The organism is Pseudomonas sp. zfem004 (genome assembly GCF_032621715.1).
Taxonomy (GTDB): domain Bacteria; phylum Pseudomonadota; class Gammaproteobacteria; order Pseudomonadales; family Pseudomonadaceae; genus Aquipseudomonas; species Aquipseudomonas sichuanensis.
Window position 1 is genome coordinate 120,957 of sequence record NZ_JAVYJF010000016.1, and the last position, 17,911, is coordinate 138,867.

A 17,911-nucleotide genomic window follows, 5' to 3' on the forward strand; every position below is an offset into this window, starting at 1 on the left:
TCGTTGGTCATGCCGACCTGAGCGCGTCAGTATCGCCCAACTTTGTAATACCGTTCAATTTTTCCGGAGATCCGTGGTGCGCGTTGTACGGCTGCCACGGTCAGGCATTAGCATGGCTATCAGTGTTTTCGACCTTTTCAAGATTGGCATCGGCCCATCGAGCTCCCACACCGTCGGCCCCATGCGCGCCGCGGCAACCTTCGCCTTGGCACTGCGCGAGCGCGGCCTGCTGGCCCAGGTGAGCCGGGTCGAGGTCCGCCTGTACGGTTCGCTGTCGGCCACCGGGGTTGGCCATGCCACCGACCGTGCCTGCCTGTTGGGCCTGATGGGCCAATGGCCGGACCGCATCGACCCGCACAGCATCGAGCCGCGCATCGACCAGTTGATGCAGGAGCAGTGCCTGATGCTCGATGCCAGCCATCCAATCGAGTTCCAGTACAGCCGTGACATGCGCCTGCTCGACGAGAGCCTGGCGTACCACCCCAACGCCATGACGCTGGAAAGCTTCGGCGCCCAGGGCAGCCTGTTCAGCCAGACCTACTATTCGGTGGGTGGCGGCTTCATCGTCGAGCAAAGCGAAATCGACGCACCTCAGGGTGGCGGCGCCGAGGTCGAGCTGCCCTACGAGTTTTCCAGCGCAGAGGAGCTGCTGGCGCTGTGCAAGCAGCACGGGCTGAGTGTCAGCCAGCTGATGCTGGCCAACGAGCGCGCCTGGCGCTCGGAAAGCGAGGTACGCGAAGGCCTGCTGAACATCTGGGCCGCCATGCGCGAGTGCGTGGTCAACGGCCTGCGCAATGAAGGCATCCTGCCCGGCGGGCTCAAGGTCAAGCGCCGCGCCGCGCGCCTGCACCGAAGCCTGCAGGAGCTGGGCAAGCCCAACGTGATCGGTTCGACCCTCAGCGCCATGGAGTGGGTCAACTTGTTCGCCCTGGCGGTCAACGAAGAGAACGCCGCCGGCGGCCGCATGGTCACCGCACCCACCAACGGCGCGGCCGGGATCATCCCGGCGGTGCTGCACTACTACATGAAATTCAACCCCGGGGCCTGCGACGACGATGTGGTGACCTTCCTGCTGGCGGCGGCGGCGGTGGGCATCCTGTGCAAGAAGAACGCGTCGATTTCCGGCGCCGAAGTGGGCTGCCAGGGCGAGGTCGGTTCGGCCTGTTCGATGGCTGCCGCCGGTCTGGCCGAAGTGTTGGGCGCCACGCCGCCACAGCTGGAAAATGCCGCCGAGATTGCTCTGGAACATAACCTCGGGCTGACCTGCGACCCGGTCGGTGGCCTGGTCCAGGTACCGTGCATCGAGCGCAATGCCATTGCTGCGGTCAAGGCGATCAATGCCGTGCAGATGGCCTTGCGTGGTGACGGTGAGCATTTCATTTCCCTCGACCAGGTGATCCGCACCATGCGCGATACCGGTGCCGACATGCACGCCAACTACAAGGAAACCTCCCGCGGCGGCCTGGCCGTGGCGTTCGTCGAGTGCTGACAGAACGCGAGGCATGCACTTGACCCTGTCGGCGTAACTGTCTTTGTAGGAGCGGCCTTGTGCCGCGAAAGGGCCGTGCAGCGGCCCCGGCAATCTATGTGGTAACGCCGGGGCCGCTGCGCAGCCCTTTCGCGGCACAAGGCCGCTCCTACAGAAGCCATGCAACCCATGAGGCCGGCAAGCCGGCTCCCAAACTGCAACACCCGCTGTACCTGCGACAAAAACAACTACAAGGCGATACCCATGACTGATGTACAAAGCACCACGACCCTTCGTGCGGATTCGGCTGCCCCGGCTACGGCCTCGGGCTCGACCACCTGGAACCGCCACGACACCACCTGGGCCCTGGGCCTGTATGGCACCGCCATCGGTGCCGGCACCCTGTTCCTGCCGATCAACGCCGGCGTCGGCGGCTTCTGGCCGCTGCTGATCCTGGCGCTGCTGGCGTTCCCCATGACCTTCTTCGCCCACCGCGCGCTGACCCGCTTCGTGCTGTCCGGGCGCAAGGGCGGCAGCGAAGACATCACCGAGGTGGTGGAAGAGCACTTCGGCGTCGGCGCCGGCAAGCTGATCACCCTGCTGTATTTCTTCGCCATCTTCCCGATCCTGCTGGTGTACAGCGTGGCGCTGACCAACACCCTCACCAGCTTCTTCGAACACCAACTGCACCTGAGTGCTCCGCCCCGTGCCCTGCTGGCGCTGCTGCTGATCTGCGGCCTGATGATCATCGTGCGCTGCGGCCAGCAACTCATCGTCAAGGCCATGAGCCTTTTGGTCTACCCCTTCGTCGCTTCGTTGCTGTTGCTGGCGCTGAGCCTGATCCCCAACTGGAACGGCGCGTTCTTCGCCCAGGCCAATGAAGGCCTCAGCGCCTCGAACCTGATGCTCACCCTGTGGCTGGCGATCCCGGTGATGGTGTTCTCGTTCAACCACTCACCGATCATCTCGGCCTTTGCCGTCGACCAGAAACATCGCTACGGCGTTGACGCCGACCGCAAGAGCGGTCGCACCCTGGCCACTGCCCACGTGATGATGGTGCTGACGGTGATGTTCTTCTGCTTCAGTTGCGTGCTGGCCCTGAGCCCGGAGAACCTGGCTGAGGCCAAGGCGCAGAACATCTCGATCCTGTCGTACCTGGCCAACCACTTCCAGACCCCGGTGATCGCCTTCGTTGCGCCGCTGATCGCGCTGGTGGCGATTACCAAGTCGTTCCTGGGCCATTACATCGGCGCCAGCGAAGGCTTCCAGGGCATGATCGTCAAGAGCCTGCGTGGGCGTGGCAAAACCTGGCCGGCCAAACGCCTGGAGCGTGCCACGGCGCTGTTCATGGTGGTGACCTGCTGGGCGGTGGCCACGCTCAACCCGAGCATCCTTGGCCTGATCGAAGGCCTGGGCGGCCCGGTGATCGCCTGCCTGCTGTTCCTGATGCCAATGTACGCGGTGCACAAGGTGCCGGCGCTGCGTCAGTACTCGGGCAAGCTGTCGAATGTGTTCGTGGTGCTGATCGGCCTGATCACCTTGTCGGCGATCCTCTACAGCTTCGTCGCCTGATCTTCGGGAGCTAGACACAACAAGGCCGCTGTCCCTGCCGGGCAGCGGCCTTGTTGCGTTATCGAGGGTAGCGGCCTATTTGGACTTGTGCTGCAGGGCCACGAAACTGCGACGCATGTCGCTGGCCCAGCCATCGAGCACCGGCTTGACGTCGGCCAGGGTGAGTTTCTGCGTGTCGTTTTCCAGCTCCTTGCCACTGCCTTTACGCACCACCTGGGCCAGCACTTTCTGGCTGGCGCCATCGAGGAAGGCCGCCTCTACCGCAATGTCCACGTCCTGGTCACGCCCGCCGGCGGCGGTGTTGACCGCTGCTGCCACCAGGGCGATGGGGATGACTTCATAGGGCCTGAGCCCTTCGTTGCTGGTGGCCACTGCGGTAATCGCCGGGCGCACCACGATGGTGTTCGGCCCAGGCTCCTTGACCAGCGTCAGCACACTGCCCAGCTCGCGGCGCATGGCTTCGTTGAAGTAGCGGGTGATCTCCTGCAGGGTCTGCGCCGAGATCACCTCGGTCGGTTGTGGTTTGGGGTAGAACTGGCTCGGTTCGATGAACACCTTGGTGTACTGGCTGGCTTTCAGGTTGGGGTCGACCCAGCGCATCACCGGCGCGCCGGAGACGCTTTCGGCCGGCTTCAGACGGCTGTAGTCCTTGAGAAAACCGGAGTAATCCTTGGGGTCGACGCGGTTGCTGGAGCAGGCAACCAGGGCAAGCAGGGCTGCGCACAACAGGGTGCTGCGAGACAGTTGCATCATGATGGCGGTGTCCATGAGTGAATTGGCCAGAACAACGCTAGCAGGTGCTTGGCGGAAGGCCAGCAACCCGTTCGATTCTCATTGCCGTTTCGCACGTCCATGCCCGAAGCAGCTGACTATCCATTCAATCCGAAAGCTGGAAAAAGTATGCCCTTTACGGGTATGCTTTGGAGCGTTGGACATGGAAGTCTTTAAAAGAAGGGAGTTCGCCCGCTGGCAACTCAGCGAGAATCTCCCGGATTGCGTGCTGTGCAAGGCTGTTGAGGAGATGCAGTGCGGCCTTGTGGATGCCAGCCTCGGCGGGCTGCTATTCAAGACACGCATCGCCGGACGCGGTGCCGGGAAGCGCGGCAGCTATCGCACGTTGTTGTCGGCCCGCATCGGTAGCCGCTATGTGTTTCTGCATGGTTTCAAAAAGAACGACCAAGCGAATGTTATGCCCAACGAGCAGAAGGCGTTGCAGTTCGCCGGCAAGGTATTCCTGGATTTATCACCACAGGCGTTGGCCAAGGCCCTGGGCTGCGGTGTACTGATGGAGGTCCACTGTGACCAGCAAACTCATTGAATCATTGCGTGACGACCTATGTGCCCTGGAGCGGGCGGGCGCGGTCGGCAAGGTCACGCTGCGCGATTTCGAAGCAATATGCCCGGCACCCGTGCGGGCGTTCAGTGCCCAGGACATCAAGCAACTGCGTGAAACCCTCAATTTCAGCCAGCCGGTGTTCGCCCTGCACCTGCACACCAGCGCTTCCACGGTGCGCAAGTGGGAGCAGGGCGAAACACGTCCGGCGGGGCCGGCGTTGAAACTGCTCAATGTCATCGCTGACAAAGGCCTGCAAGCCATCCTTTGAGCAGCGCCCGTCAGCCCAGCGCCTCGCGCAGCCGGTACCACAACATCCCCAGCGCCAGCAGCGGCGAGCGCAATGCCTTGCCGCCGGGGAAGGTCAGGTGGGGCACCGCGCTGAACACGTCGAACCCGTAACTGGCCTGGGTGGCGATGGCCTCGGCCAGCAGTTTCGCCGTCCAGTGCGTGGTGTTCAGGCCGTGCCCGGAATAGCCCTGGGCATAGAACACATTGGAGTGCTGGCTGAGCCTGCCAACCTGCGGGAAGCGGTTGGCGGTGATGCCGATCATGCCGCCCCATTGGTAGTCCAGGCGCACATCGGCCAACTGCGGGAACACCTTGAGCACCTTGGGCCGCATGTAGGCGCCGATGTCCTTCGGATCGCGCCCGGAATAGTGGCAGGCGCCGCCGAACAGCAGCCGGTTGTCGGCAGTAAGGCGGTAATAGTCCAGGCCGACTTTCTGGTCGCACAGCGCCATGTTCTGCGGGATCAGCGCCCGGGCAAGCTGTTCGGGCAGCGGTTCGCTGGCCACTACATAGCTGCCGGCAGGCAACACTTTGCCGCTCAGGCGCGGTTCCAGCTCGTCGAGGTGGGCGTTGCAGCCCAGCACCAGGCTCTGGGCGCGGACCTTGCCGCGCGCAGTGTGCAGGGTCACGGTGCTGCCATGTTCTATGCGCAGCACTGGGCTCTGCTCGAAGATCTTTACGCCCAGGCCATGGGCGGCGCGGGCTTCGCCCAGGACCAGGTCGAGCGGGTGCAGATGGCCCGAGCCCATGTCCACCAGGCCACCGGCATACTGGTCGCTGGCGACGATTTCGTGCATGCGCTCGGCGCCGACCAGCCGGGTTTCGTGGCGGTAGCCGAGGTCGGCAAGATCGCGCTGCTCGTCTTCGAAGGCGGCGAACTGCGCCGGGGTGTTGGCCAGCTCGCAGAAGCCCCAGCGCAGGTCGCAGTCGATGCCGTACTGTTCGATACGCTTGGCCACCAGCGCCACCGAGTCGATCCCGGCCTGCTTGAGGTAGCGCACGCCGTCCTGGCCGACGTGGCGGGCAAAGCCCGAAACGTCATGGCCGATGCCGCGGATCAGCTGGCCTCCGTTGCGCCCGCTGGCGCCCCAGCCGATGCGCCGGGCCTCCAGCAAGACCACCGTGAGGCCGCGTTCGGCCAGTTCCAGGGCGGCGTTGACCCCGGTCAGGCCGCCGCCGACCACGCACACGTCGGCTTGCAGGTCCTGGTCGAGCACAGGGTAGGGCGCTGCCTGGCGCGCCGTGGCGGCGTAGTAGGAGGCAGTGTGTTCAGTCATGTGAGGCATGGTTGTGCTCGACTCAGCGGTTGGACTTGATCTTGCTCCAGGAGCGGGTCATCTGCCGCAGGATCGGCGGGCTCTGCATGGTGGAAACATACAGTTTGTCCAGCACCTCCTGGGGCGGGTAGATCTCGGGGTTGTTCACCAATGCCGGGTCCATGTCGGCCTTGGCGTCCGGGTTGGCGTTGGCATAGCCGACCGTGGCGCTGACCTTGGCAATCACCTTGGGGTCGAGCAGGTAGTTGATGAACGCCAGGGCCTGCTCGGGGTTCTTGGCATCCTTGGGGATCGCCAGCAAATCGAACCACAGGTTGCTGCCTTCCTTGGGAATGCTGTAGGCGATCTTGACGCCGTTGCCGGCCTCCTCGGCGCGGTGGGCGGCCTGCAGCACATCGCCGGAGTAACCGAAGGCCACGCAGACATCGCCGTTGGCCAGGTCGGATACGTACTTGGAAGAGTGGAAGTAGGTGATGTACGGGCGCAGTTCCAGCAAACGTGCCTCGGCCTTTTTATAGTCGTCGGCCTTCTCGCTGCGCGGGTTCATGCCCATGTAGTTGAGGATGGCCGGGAACAGTTCGTCGGGCGAGTCCATGAACGCCACGCCGCACTGCTTGAGCTTCTTCAGGTTCTCTGGCTCGAACAGCACGGCCCAGGAGTCGATCTTGTCGATGCCCAGCACCGCCTTCACCTTATCGACGTTGTAGCCAATGCCGTTGGTGCCCCACAGGTAAGGCACGGCGTACTGGTTGCCCGGGTCATTCTGCTCAAGCTGCTTGAGCAGTTTCGGGTCCAGGTGCTGCCAGTTCGGCAGCTTGCTGCGGTCCAGTGGCAGGAACGCGCCGGCCTGGGCCTGGCGGGCGAGGAAATGGTTGGACGGCACTACCACGTCGTAGCCGGTGCGCCCGGCCAGCAACTTGCCTTCCAGGGTTTCGTTGGAATCGAACACGTCATAGACCACCTTGATCCCGCTGCTGGCCTGAAAGTCCGCCAGGGTGGTATCGCCGATGTAATCGGTCCAGTTGTACACGCTCACCGTCGGCTGGGCCTGGGCGGCGGCGCCGAACAGCAGGGCGAAGGTTGCGGGGATCAGGGCTTTCGGATGACGCATGTCGACACCTCGTTGGTCTTGTTCTTGGTCGTGGTATTAACGATGGTTCGGGGTTGGGGCATTGTGGGAGCGGGCTTGCCCCGCGATTGGGCTGATGGCCTCGTCGCGGGGCAASCCCGCTCCCACAAGATGTGTGGTTGATCAGACGCTGAGCAACAGGAACTCACGCTCCCACGAACTGATCACCCGCTTGAAGTTCTCGTGCTCGGCGCGCTTGACCGCCACGTAGCCCTGGACGAACTGCTGGCCCAGGTACTGCTGCACCACTTCACAGTCTTCCATGTGCTGCAGCGCGTCCTCGATGGTGATCGGCAGGCGCAGGTTGCGCCTTTCGTAAGCGCGGCCTTGCACCGGCGCACTCGGCTCGAGCTTCTCGACCATGCCGATATAGCCGCACAGCAGGCTCGCGGCGATGGCCAGGTACGGGTTGGCATCGGCGCCCGGCAGGCGGTTTTCCACGCGCATCGCCTCAGGGCTGGAGGTCGGCACGCGCAGGCCGGCGGTACGGTTTTCTTCACCCCACTCGACATTCACCGGCGCCGAGGTGTCGGGCAGGAAACGGCGGAACGAGTTGACGTTGGGCGCGAACATCGGCAGCAGCTTGGGGATGTACTTCTGCAGGCCGCCGATATGGTGCAGGAACAGTTCGCTCATGCTGCCGTCTTCGTTGGCGAAGATCGGCTTGCCGGTGGCGATGTCGATCACGCTCTGGTGCAGGTGCATGGCACTGCCCGGCTCGTCGGTGATCGGCTTGGCCATGAAGGTGGCGGTGACGTTGTGCTTGAGCGCCGCCTCGCGCATGGTGCGTTTGAACACGGTGATCTGGTCGGCCAGGTCCAGTGCGTCGCCGTGGCGGAAGTTGATCTCCATCTGCGCCGGGCCGTCTTCGTGGATCAGCGTGTCCAGGTCCAGGCCTTGCAGTTCGCACCAGTCGTAGACGTCCTCGAACAGCGGGTCGAATTCGTTGGCGGCGTCGATGGAGAACGATTGGCGGCCACTTTCGGCGCGGCCCGAGCGGCCCAGCGGCACTTGCAGTGGCAGGTCCGGGTCTTCACAGCGTTGGGTGAGGTAGAACTCCATCTCTGGTGCAACGATTGGCTGCCAGCCCTTGTCGGCGTAAAGCTTGAGCACTTTCTTCAACACGTTGCGCGGCGACAGCTCGATCGGCTTGCCCTGCTTGTCGAAGGTGTCGTGGATCACGATCGCGGTCGGTTCGATGGCCCATGGGATCTGGTACACCGCGGTGGGGTCGGGGCGGCAGACCATGTCGATGTCCGCGGCGTCGAGCAGGCTGTAGTAGATGTCATCGTCGACGTAGTCGCCGGTCACGGTCTGCAGCAGCACGCTCTCTGGCAGGCGCATGCCACGCTCGTGGAGAAACTTGGCGGTGGGGGCGATCTTGCCGCGGGCGATGCCGGTCAGGTCGCTGATCACGCATTCGACTTCGGTGATCCGGTGTTCTTTCAGCCAGGTGGACAGCTGATCGAAGGGGGCGTTCATACAAACCTCTTGGTTGGGTAGTTGTGGTGGTCAGCACGTTGGGCACTTCCCACAGGTGACGCTGAGGACTATCTTGGGCGCAGCCCCCTGGGCTGATCTATCCACTTTCTTCGTCAGTCAATGCACCAAAAGAGTGCAACTAGGACAGCGCGTGACAACGCCAATCGCCTTGCAGGTTCAGGATTTCCACACCACCGATGTGACCGAACAGACCCGCGCCACTCCCGGCTGGCAGCAGCAGTACCGGCAAATGTCCCCCGGGCATTTCAACGGCCAGCTGCGCTGGCTGGGGCTTGAGGGCGTGGAGGTTTACGAGGAGCGCCTGAACACCCGCGTCGAACAGTTCTTCCGTGCCCCCAGCGGCGCCCTGGCGTTCTGTTTCGACCGCAGCGAGAACAGCCTGTACCTGCTGAACGAAGACAGCCGCAATATCTGGATTACCCCCGAGAACTACCAGGAGGTGGCAGTGGTGTTCGAGCAGCCGTTCCTGGCCAGCCACGGGTTGGATGTGGAGCGCTTGCGCGGGCTGTTCATGGTGCCGCTGAGCTGCCAGCAGAATGCCTTGTTCGGCAACTGGCTGAGCGCCACGCTGACCCGCCTGGGCCAGGCCGATTGCCCGCTGGAGGGCAGGGCGCTGGCGGAGCAGTTGCTGGAGGACTGCCTGTTCATTCTCGACAACGCCGGGCAGCGCCTGCAGGGCGATGCCCTGGGGCGACGCGACGAGGAACGGGCGATCATGCGCCGGGTCAGTGAATGGGCGGCCGATTGCCCCGACGAGACCCTCAACCTGGTGCAGCTGGCCAAGGTTGCCGGGGTTTCCGTGCGTCAGTTGCAGCAGGCGTTCAAGGGCTTTACCAACCTGCCGCCGGCGCACTGGTTGCGTCTGCGCAGGCTCAACGGGGCGCGGCGGGATCTTTTGGCGGGCGATGCGACCGTGGCCGAGGTGGCCATGCGCTGGTCGTTCTGGCACCTGGGGCGGTTTTCCGAAAGCTACCGGCAGCTGTTTCGCGAATTGCCGAGTGAGACTCTGAAGCGGACTCGCGGGATATGACAACAACCTGCAGGGGCTGCTGCGCAGCCCATCGCCGGCAAGCCAGCTCCCACAGATACAGCGCTGATTTTGAGGTTGGCGCTGTACCTGTGGGAGCCGGCTTGCCGGCGAACACCGGCGAAGCCGGTGCCAGGCAACGTTGCCTTATGCTTCGCGGCTAAAGCCGCTCCCACAGGAGCGCACCCCGGCAATAATTTCTCGTCAGGCCCAGGTATGGATACCCAGCGCACCCCCCGTTTCACCTACCAGAAAGTCCACCGCTACCTCAGCCATTGGCTCGACGCCCGGCCTTCGGGACAAGCGCACCGGCTGCCCTCGCTGCGCGAGGTCGCCCAGCAGTTGCAGGTGTCGCTGTCCAGCTGCAAGCAAGGCTTCGCCCTGCTCGAGTCCCAGGGCCGCATCCAGGCGCGGCCCAAGGTCGGCTATTTCAGCGTCGCACAGGCTCCGACGTCACCGCTGCCGCCCACGGCCAGCCTGCTCGATCGCGTCTACGCCAGCGCCCGGCAACCAGGAATGCTGGCCTTGAGCAGCGATGCTCCGGCCATGCTGGGCGCCCTCGATGGCCCGCTGCTGATGCTCGAACGCGAGCTGCTGCGCCGCTCACCGCCCGCGGACCTGCCGCCGTATCAGCCGCTGGGTGAACCTGAGCTGCGGGCGGCGCTGGCGCGTGACTACAGCCAGGGCTCGCCCGAGCCGTGGCAGGCCGACCAGGTGTTCATCGGCCCGGACCTGCGCTGCGTGTTCGATATCGCCCTGCAAGCGTTGATCCCAGCAGGTTCTGTGGCGCTGGTCGAGTCGCCGTGTTCCTGGTTGATACTGGGCCGGCTGCGTGCGGCGGGCCTACAGGTCTTCGAGGCGCCGCTGGACGGGGAGGGGCGGATGGACCTCGATGCCGTGGCCCGGATGCTGGACACCACGCCCGTGCGCGTGGCGGTGTTGTCATCCCGGGTCAACACCCCACAAGGCAGCGCGATGCCGGCAGCCGACAAGCGACGCCTGTGCGAGTTGCTGGCCCGGCGCCGAGTGTGGCTGTTCGAGAACGACAGCTACGGCGGCCTGTGCCCCAACCTGCCCAGTTACCGGGAGCATGCCGACCCGGAGCAACTGCTGGTGTTCGCAAGCTTCGATAAAAGCATCGGTGCCGAGGCCCCGTTCGCCTACCTGTTGTGCCGTAGCGCCACGGCAACCTTGGCCGAGGCATTCTTCGCCCGAGGCTTGCGCCTACCGTCCTACCGCCAGCGCGCCATTGCAGGGCTCTACGGTTCCGGGCGCATCGACCGGCAGCGGACCTTGCTGGGCAAGCAATTGGCAGCCAGCGCGGCGCGCATGGCCGTGCTGTTGAAGCAGCATGCCTATGACTGCTTGCAAGCAACCCTGCCTCAGGCCGGAGCCGCATTCTGGCTGCGGGCCATGCGCCCGGTGGACATGGATGCGGTCTGCGAAAGCCTGCTGGCCGAAGGCATCGTCATCGCCCCGGGCTCGCTGTTCAGCCAGGCGGGCCATTGGCGCGACCACCTGCGCCTGAGCGTCACCGTCGACTGGCGCCAGGACATCGAAGGCGCACTGGTGCGCCTGGCCCAAGCTGTTCGCCAGGCGCCTCAGCTCCCGTAGCAGTGGGATAGTTCGGGGAATTCGCCCTGGCGCACTTCGTTGGCGTAGCGCGCGCAAGCCACCCGGATCACTGCCGCCACGTCGGCATACTGCTTGACGAAGCGCGGCTTGCGCGGCCCGCCCAGGCCGAGCAGATCCTCGGTGACCAGGATCTGGCCGTCGCAGGCCGGGGAGGCGCCGATGCCGATGCAGGGTTGCGTGCTCTGTTCGCTGATACGCCGCGCCAGCGGCTCGGCCACACCTTCGAGCAACAGGCTGAACGCCCCTGCGTCCAAGTTGGCCCGGGCGTCCTCGGTAATCGCCTCGACGCTGGCCTTGGTCAGGCCCTGGGCCTTGTAGCCGCCCATCACGTTGACGAACTGCGGCATCAGCCCGACATGGGCCATCACCGGGATGCCGCGTTCGACCAGAAAAGCCACGGTGCCGGCCAGCGCCTGGTTGCTTTCCAGCTTCACCGCGGCGCAGCCGGTTTCGGCCAGTACCTGGGCGCAGTTGTTGAAAGCCTGCTCGGGCGAGGCCTGATAGCTGCCAAAGGGCATGTCGGCGATCACGCAGGCGTGTTCGGTGCAGCCCATCACCGCGCGGGTGTGGCTGATGGTTTCCTCCAGGCGCATGGCCAGGGTGGAGCGGCGGCCATAGGCGACCATGGCGGTCGAATCACCGACCAGGATGAAGTCCACCAGTGGGTCGATCAGGCGGGCGATGGGGGTGCTGTAGGCGGTGAGGGCGACGATCTTCTGCCGGCCTTTCATGGCGGCCAGTTCGGGGATGGTCAAGCGCCGGGTGGGGATATGGGTGCTCATCGGTTACCTCCGGGGTGGTCGGGAGGTCATCGATTATTCACCCGATGCAGGGTGATTCAAGGCACAGGATCGAGCGATTTTGCAGCCCAGAAGGTATTCGCCGGCAAGGCCGGCCCCCGCAGGAGCCTGCCTTGCCGGCGAGCAGCGCGGTCAGATCAGTTGCGATCCAGCCACACGGTCTGGGCATTGGTGAACTCACGCACGCCAAAGTGCGACAGCTCGCGGCCGAAACCACTCTTCTTCACGCCGCCGAAGGCCACACGGGGGTCGGAGGCGCAGTAGCCGTTGATGAACACGCCACCGGTGTCCAGCGCGCTGGTCATGCGCTCGGCCAGGGCGTAGTCGGCGGTGTAGATGGTCGCGGCCAGGCCAAAGTCGCTGTCGTTGGCCAGTTCCACCGCATGGTCGGCGTCACGGGCAGTGATGATCGCCGCCACCGGGCCGAACAGCTCCTGCTTGAACGCGGTCATGTCCGGAGTGACGTTGGCGAACACGGTCGGTGCGTAGAAGTTGGCCGCGCCTTCGACCTTGTGGCCGCCCAGCAGCAGGGTGGCGCCTTCAGCCAGGGTGGCCTGCACTTGGCCGTCGAGTTCGTCGCGCAGGTCGTAGCGGGCCATCGGGCCGATGTAGGTGGTGTCGTCCAGCGGGTTGCCGACGGTCAGGGCACGGGTGGCCTCGACGAACTTGGCAGTGAAGGCCTCGACAATGCTTGCTTCGACGATCAAACGCTTGGCGGCGGCGCACACTTGGCCGGTGTTCTGGTAGCGGCCGATCACGGCTGCCTTCACGGCGGCGTCCAGGTCGGCGTCGGCCAGCACGATGAACGGATCCGAACCGCCCAGCTCCAGTACGCACTTCTTCAGCGCGGCACCGGCCTGCGCACCGATGGCCATGCCGGCGCGCACGCTGCCGGTGAGGGTGATGGCGGCGATGCGCGGGTCGTTGATGGCGCGGGTGACGCCGTCAGGGGTGACGTTGAGCACTTCGAACACGCCTTCCGGCAGGCCGGCGCGCTTGAACAGGTCGGCCAGCAGGTAGGCGCTGCCCATCACGTTGGGGGCGTGCTTGAGCACGTAGGTGTTGCCGGCCAGCAGGGCGGGCACGGCGCCACGCAGCACCTGCCAGATCGGGAAGTTCCACGGCATCACGGCAAGGATCGGGCCCAGCGGGCGGTATTCGATGCGGGCTTTCTCGACCTGGGTCGGTTCGGCGGCGAGCATGGCCGGGCCGTGTTCGGCGTACCACTGGCACAGGCCGACGCACTTGGCGACTTCGCCACGGGCCTGGGCGATCGGCTTGCCGATCTCGCGGGCGATCATCTGGGCGAAGTCTTCGGCGTTGGCCTGCAGGGCGTCGGCCAGGGCGATCAGGTATTCGCTGCGCTGACCCAGCGACACTTTGCGCCACTGGTTGTAGCCAACCTTGGCGCGTTGCAGCGCCGCTTCCAGTGCGGCGTCGGTGTCGAAGGCATAGTGGCCGATCTGCTCGCCGGTGTAGGGGTCGACGGAGATGGCGTGGGTCAGGCTGCTGATCTCGCTCATGGCGGGGGTCTCTTGTTATGAATCGATGAGCCCAGACTAGTGGTGGCGCGCTTTAATGAAAACTGAATAATAATGAGCGAAACATTCACGTTTGGAGAATGACCTGTGGACCTGGTGCAACTGGAGATCTTCAAGGCGGTGGCCGAGCACGGCAGCATCAGCGCTGCCGCCCAGCACATCCACCGGGTGCCGTCGAACCTGACCACCCGTATCAAGCAGCTCGAAGAAGACCTCGGCGTCGAGCTATTCATCCGCGAGAAGAGCCGCCTGCGCCTGTCGCCGGCCGGCTGGAACTTCCTCGAATACACCCGGCGCATCCTCGACCTGGTGCACGAAGCGCGGCTGACCGTGGCCGGGGAGGACCCGCAGGGCACCTTCGCCCTGGGCTCGCTGGAGAGCACTGCGGCGGTGCGCATCCCGGCGTTGCTGGCGGCCTACAACCAGCGCTATCCCAAGGTAGACCTCGACCTGTCCACCGGCCCGTCGGGGACCATGCTCGAAGGCGTGCTGTCCGGGCGCCTGGTGGCCGCCTTCGTCGATGGCCCGGTGCTGCACCCCACGCTCGAAGGCATGCCGGTGTTCGAAGAGGAGATGATGGTCATCGCACCGCTGCACCATGCGCCGGTCACCCGTGCCCGCGACGTCAACGGTGCGAGCATCTACGCATTTCGCGCCAACTGCTCGTACCGCCACCATTTCGAGAGCTGGTTCGTTCACGACCAGGCCGTTCCGGGCAAGATCCACGAAATGGAGTCCTACCACGGCATGCTCGCCTGCGTCAGCGCAGGCGCAGGCCTGGCGATGATGCCGCGCAGCATGCTCGACAACATGCCCGGTTGCAGCACGGTCAGCGCCTGGCCGATGGCCGAGGACTTTCGTTACCTCAAGACCTGGCTGGTGTGGCGCCGGGGCACGGTGTCGCGCAGCCTGAGCATGTTCATCAAATTGCTCGAGGAGCGCCGGGCCGAGTCGTTGGCGGGTTGAGTGCAAGGCTCACACATTAAATGCCCGGAGCGATCCTTGTGGGAGCCGCGGTTCGCCGCTGCGATTCACCCGCGAACACGGGCATAGCCCGTGCCAGGCACCGAGGTGTCAGCTTCGCGGGTAAACCCGCTCCCACAGGCAAAGTGCAGGTCTTGAATTCGGCGGGATCATTTGGGAGCAACTGTCTTCTTGTAGAGGCTGGCCTTGCCGGCGATGGGCAGCGCAGCAGCCCCCCATACCTGACTAACGGTCCGAAACCACGCGAACGTGCGCTGCAGCCAGGCATCAAAACTGTGTAGACCATCCCTGCGAGGGAGGAATGCACCATGCGTACTCATCACTACGGGCTTTGCGCGGCACTGCTGGTGACCTTGGCCATGCCCTGGACCTTGGCGGCGGCCGCCGACCTCAACGCCCCCATCGACCCACAAGCCGTGCAACTGCAGCCGCAGGAGCAGAACGGCATCCGCTACCTGCAGGGCGGCATCGGCCAGGATGAGGCCAACGCCTTGCGCCGCACCCCCGGCTACGACCTGCACATCACCCTGTCCACCGGTGCCGAAGGCAAGTTCCAGAGCGGAGCTGCGTTGGATATCCAGTCTGCCCAGGGCAAGTCGGTGCTGGCCTTGCAGGACGTCGGGCCACTGATCTTCGTGCAACTGCCACCGGGGCACTACCGGGTGACTGGCAATGCCGACGGCCAGAGCGTGCAGCAGCAGGTCAACGTTGACGGCAAGACGCCGGCACGGGTGGACTTGAACTGGCGCTGAGCAATAAAGAGTACAAATGTGCCCATGGCCCGTGGAGGGACACCAATGAACCCTGTTGAGTCCCTCCACACGCAGGGCTTCGCCGTGATACCCGGAGTGCTCGACCCAGCACGCATCGCTTTGCTGCACGCTGCCATCGATGGCCTGCAACCGCTGCATTGGGACTATCAAGGCCTGCTCGAACACTACAAGTGTGTGTTCAACCGCGACCCACTGTGGTTGCCGTTCCTTGACCTGCCACCTTTGATCGAACTGGCCGAAGCGGTGCTGGGCAGCGACTGCCACGTCATCGGCCAGACCGCCTGGCGCAGCCACCCGGGCTACCCGGGCATGGGCCTGCACCTGGACCATCTGCCCATGCCACTGCCGACCGAGCTGCATGGTCGCTTTAGCCTGCCCGCCCAGATTCTCACGGCGCAGCTGTACCTGTGCGATATCGACCTGCAAGTGGGGCCGACCCTGATCATCCCCGGCAGCCACCGCGCCGGTCGCGAGCCCCAAACGGGAGAGGACAACTGGCAAGGGCATGTCCTGCGCCCGGTGCTGTGCCAGGCAGGTGACGCACTGGTGATGCGCAGCGATGTCTGGCACAGCGGCGGCGCCAACCGCAGCGCCGAGAGGGTGCGCGACATGCTGCAGGTGCATTACGGCCGGCGCATGGTGGCGCAGAAGTTCTCGCCCTACCTCACCTGGCGTTTCAACCCCGAAGTGCTCGCTGCGGCCACGCCGCGCCAGCGGCGGTTGCTGGGCGAGCATGAAGAATCGGTCTATGACTGAACGAGGCCTCGGTCAGTAGTGGCAAAGTACTTTCAACTTATGGCGCGTTCAGACAATAATCGAGAAAACTATTACCACTTGTGACCTGGTTGGATGCACCAGCCCACAGGTGCATAACGAGGGGCCCAAGCCCCCATTTGCCGCAGGCCTGCGCACGTCAGGCCGGGCCTGTTCGTGAAGACCCTCAGGAGTAGTCATTGATGAACACCCGTCTTGCCAGTTCCCTGGCCGCTGTCGTGCTGGCGTTCGCCGGCGTCAACCTGGCCCAGGCCGCACAGCTGTCCGGTGCAGTCGGCGCCACCAGCCAGGGCGACATGACCTACCGTCTCGGTGCGTCGTTCGATTGGGACAAGCGGTGGCTGGAAAGCAGTGCGGGCCACCTGACGGGTTATTGGGATGCGGCCTACACCTACTGGGAAGGTGGCGACTACAGCGGCGCCCATTCGCTGTCATTGAGTCCGGTGTTCGTATATGAATTCAGCGGCTTCACCTATACCCCGTTCATCGAGGCCGGCATCGGCCTGGCAGCGTTTTCCAAGACCGAGGTCGGCGACCAGCGCCTGGGCTCTTCGGTCAACTTTGAAGACCGTATCGGCTTTGGCCTGAAACTGCCGGCTGATCAGAAGATCGGCATTCGCGCCATGCATTACTCCAACGCTGGCATCAAGCAACCCAACGACGGCATCGAGTCGTACTCGTTGTTCTACAGCAAGGGTTTCTGACCCCGGCGAAGGCGGGCGCTGTCAGCGCACCGCCTTGATCGCCAGCACGTTGCACAGCGGGTGCTCCAGCACGTGCGACGTGGTCCCGCCGAGGAAGGTGTGCAGCGCATCGTGCCGGTGAGTACCCATGACGATCACGTCGATGCGGCTGTGGCTGACGTACTGGGCGATCGCCTTGATCGCCGGCCCTTCAAGGAAATGCCTGCGCTCCAGGGCGATTTCATAGTGATCGCCCAGGCGGTTGAACGCCGCGCGCTGGGCGGCGCGCACGCTGCCCTCGAAGCCGGGCATGGTCACGGTGCCGGCGCCGAAGTCGGCGATATGGGTTTTTGCCGCGTCGCACACGTGCAGCAGATGCAGCTCGGCGTTGCACTGCAGGGCCAAGGCATGGGCGCTGCGAAACACCTGGTCGTCCAGGTGCTCGCCGGCGCCGTGGAGGTTGAGGTCGACCGCTGCGGCGATCTGGCGGGGCAGGGGCAGGCGGATATCGCTGACCAGGTGCACGGCCACCGGGCTGTCCTTGAGCAGTTGCCAGTCCAGTGGCGTGACCAGCAGGCGCTTGAGCACCGGTTCGTGCTGCACGTCCTTGACCAGCAGGTCGCAGCCCAGGCGTTCGATCTGTTCGACGGCGCTGCCCAGCGGGTCGCGGGTCAGCAGCAGTTCGGTCGACACATCCAGCCCGTTGTCGGACAGTTGCTCCTTCGCGTCCGCCAGCCATTGCCGGTTATCGGCGAGCAGCCGTTCGCGCTCGCGGCCATCGCTCATCAGCCCGAAGGTATCGACGTCGTCGACGAATACATTGATGTCCAGCAGGGCCCCGCTGGACTCGGCCAGTGCTGCGGCCCGTTGCAGGGCAGGGCTGTAGCGCATCTGCGGGCCGAGCATGACGAACAAACGCTTGAACTGGCTCATCGCACACCTCCACGTGTGGCAGCCCCCCGTTCAGGTCTGGCCCGGACCGTGCGCTGCGGTGCGGGTGTAGTGCGTTTAGTCTAGCCGCTGTGCCGGCGAACAGGTTGCAGCGACTACCTTGCACTGCTTGTGCAGGCCTCATCGCTGGCAAGCCAGCTCCCACAGGTACAGTGCATTCCTTGAGTGCA

The 17,911-nt window shown here is 64.5% G+C and carries 17 protein-coding genes; 10 read left to right on the forward strand and 7 right to left on the reverse strand.

The window, feature by feature from the left end; all coding sequences use genetic code 11:
- Window positions 1–112 precede the first annotated feature (112 nt).
- Complete coding sequence (locus RTH46_RS18040) at window positions 113–1,489, forward strand: L-serine ammonia-lyase (protein WP_153786352.1); 1,377 nt, start codon at window positions 113–115, stop codon at window positions 1,487–1,489.
- A gap of 243 nt (window positions 1,490–1,732) precedes the next feature.
- Window positions 1,733–3,040, forward strand: coding sequence for a serine/threonine transporter (locus RTH46_RS18045; protein WP_153786353.1), 1,308 nt, complete (start codon window positions 1,733–1,735; stop codon window positions 3,038–3,040).
- Window positions 3,041–3,115: 75 nt separating this feature from the next.
- Here RTH46_RS18045 and RTH46_RS18050 read toward each other — a convergent pair whose 3' ends face one another.
- Window positions 3,116–3,793, reverse strand: coding sequence for a DUF3313 domain-containing protein (locus tag RTH46_RS18050; RefSeq protein WP_153786354.1), 678 nt, complete (start codon window positions 3,791–3,793; stop codon window positions 3,116–3,118).
- A gap of 181 nt (window positions 3,794–3,974) precedes the next feature.
- On the opposite strand from RTH46_RS18050, the gene RTH46_RS18055 reads away from it, so the two are divergent.
- Complete coding sequence (locus RTH46_RS18055) at window positions 3,975–4,358, forward strand: type II toxin-antitoxin system RelE/ParE family toxin (protein ID WP_316906264.1); 384 nt, start codon at window positions 3,975–3,977, stop codon at window positions 4,356–4,358.
- Entirely contained in the window at window positions 4,339–4,644 is a 306-nt protein-coding gene (locus RTH46_RS18060) for a helix-turn-helix domain-containing protein (RefSeq protein WP_153786356.1), read from the forward strand. Before RTH46_RS18055 ends, RTH46_RS18060 begins: the two co-directional genes overlap by 20 nt.
- 10 nt (window positions 4,645–4,654) lie before the next feature.
- Here the strand turns inward: RTH46_RS18060 and RTH46_RS18065 are convergent, their stop codons facing one another.
- The 3 genes from RTH46_RS18065 to RTH46_RS18075 all read right to left on the reverse strand — a co-directional run bounded on the left by RTH46_RS18065 (window position 4,655) and on the right by RTH46_RS18075 (window position 8,552).
- Window positions 4,655–5,950 carry an FAD-binding oxidoreductase gene (locus RTH46_RS18065; protein ID WP_316906265.1) on the reverse strand — a complete coding sequence of 432 codons (1,296 nt, stop codon included), beginning with the start codon at window positions 5,948–5,950 and terminating at the stop codon, window positions 4,655–4,657.
- A gap of 13 nt (window positions 5,951–5,963) precedes the next feature.
- Window positions 5,964–7,052: a polyamine ABC transporter substrate-binding protein gene (locus RTH46_RS18070; RefSeq protein ID WP_153786358.1), complete on the reverse strand. Its 1,089-nt coding sequence runs from the start codon at window positions 7,050–7,052 to the stop codon at window positions 5,964–5,966.
- A 141-nt stretch (window positions 7,053–7,193) separates the two neighbouring features.
- Window positions 7,194–8,552 carry a glutamine synthetase family protein gene (locus RTH46_RS18075; protein WP_153786359.1) on the reverse strand — a complete coding sequence of 453 codons (1,359 nt, stop codon included), beginning with the start codon at window positions 8,550–8,552 and terminating at the stop codon, window positions 7,194–7,196.
- A gap of 151 nt (window positions 8,553–8,703) precedes the next feature.
- Between RTH46_RS18075 and RTH46_RS18080 the strand changes: the two genes are divergently transcribed.
- On the forward strand, window positions 8,704–9,603 hold the full coding sequence (locus tag RTH46_RS18080) for a helix-turn-helix domain-containing protein (protein ID WP_153786360.1): 900 nt from the start codon (window positions 8,704–8,706) through the stop codon (window positions 9,601–9,603).
- A 213-nt stretch (window positions 9,604–9,816) separates the two neighbouring features.
- A complete protein-coding gene (locus RTH46_RS18085) occupies window positions 9,817–11,214 on the forward strand; it encodes a PLP-dependent aminotransferase family protein (RefSeq protein ID WP_316906266.1) in 1,398 nt (465 codons plus the stop codon).
- On the opposite strand, the gene panB is transcribed toward RTH46_RS18085, so the two are convergent.
- On the reverse strand, window positions 11,202–12,017 hold the full coding sequence (gene panB, locus RTH46_RS18090) for a 3-methyl-2-oxobutanoate hydroxymethyltransferase (protein WP_153786362.1): 816 nt from the start codon (window positions 12,015–12,017) through the stop codon (window positions 11,202–11,204). The two genes, RTH46_RS18085 and panB, sit on opposite strands and share 13 nt — an antisense overlap.
- A 155-nt stretch (window positions 12,018–12,172) precedes the next feature.
- Entirely contained in the window at window positions 12,173–13,558 is a 1,386-nt protein-coding gene (locus RTH46_RS18095) for an aldehyde dehydrogenase family protein (protein ID WP_316906267.1), read from the reverse strand.
- A 105-nt stretch (window positions 13,559–13,663) separates the two neighbouring features.
- Here RTH46_RS18095 and ptrR point away from each other — a divergent pair, with 105 nt between their 5' ends.
- The 4 genes from ptrR to RTH46_RS18115 all read left to right on the forward strand — a co-directional run bounded on the left by ptrR (window position 13,664) and on the right by RTH46_RS18115 (window position 16,811).
- Window positions 13,664–14,542, forward strand: coding sequence for a putrescine utilization regulator PtrR (gene ptrR, locus RTH46_RS18100; RefSeq protein ID WP_125463967.1), 879 nt, complete (start codon window positions 13,664–13,666; stop codon window positions 14,540–14,542).
- A 326-nt stretch (window positions 14,543–14,868) separates the two neighbouring features.
- Entirely contained in the window at window positions 14,869–15,312 is a 444-nt protein-coding gene (locus RTH46_RS18105; RefSeq protein ID WP_153786364.1) for a carboxypeptidase regulatory-like domain-containing protein, read from the forward strand.
- A gap of 45 nt (window positions 15,313–15,357) precedes the next feature.
- Entirely contained in the window at window positions 15,358–16,089 is a 732-nt protein-coding gene (locus RTH46_RS18110; RefSeq protein ID WP_153786365.1) for a phytanoyl-CoA dioxygenase family protein, read from the forward strand.
- A 200-nt stretch (window positions 16,090–16,289) separates the two neighbouring features.
- Window positions 16,290–16,811, forward strand: a complete 522-nt coding sequence (locus RTH46_RS18115) for an acyloxyacyl hydrolase (protein ID WP_153786366.1) — start codon at window positions 16,290–16,292, stop codon at window positions 16,809–16,811.
- Between the two features lie 21 nt (window positions 16,812–16,832).
- On the opposite strand, the gene RTH46_RS18120 is transcribed toward RTH46_RS18115, so the two are convergent.
- On the reverse strand, window positions 16,833–17,723 hold the full coding sequence (locus tag RTH46_RS18120) for a universal stress protein (protein ID WP_153786367.1): 891 nt from the start codon (window positions 17,721–17,723) through the stop codon (window positions 16,833–16,835).
- Between the last annotated feature and the right edge of the window lie 188 nt (window positions 17,724–17,911).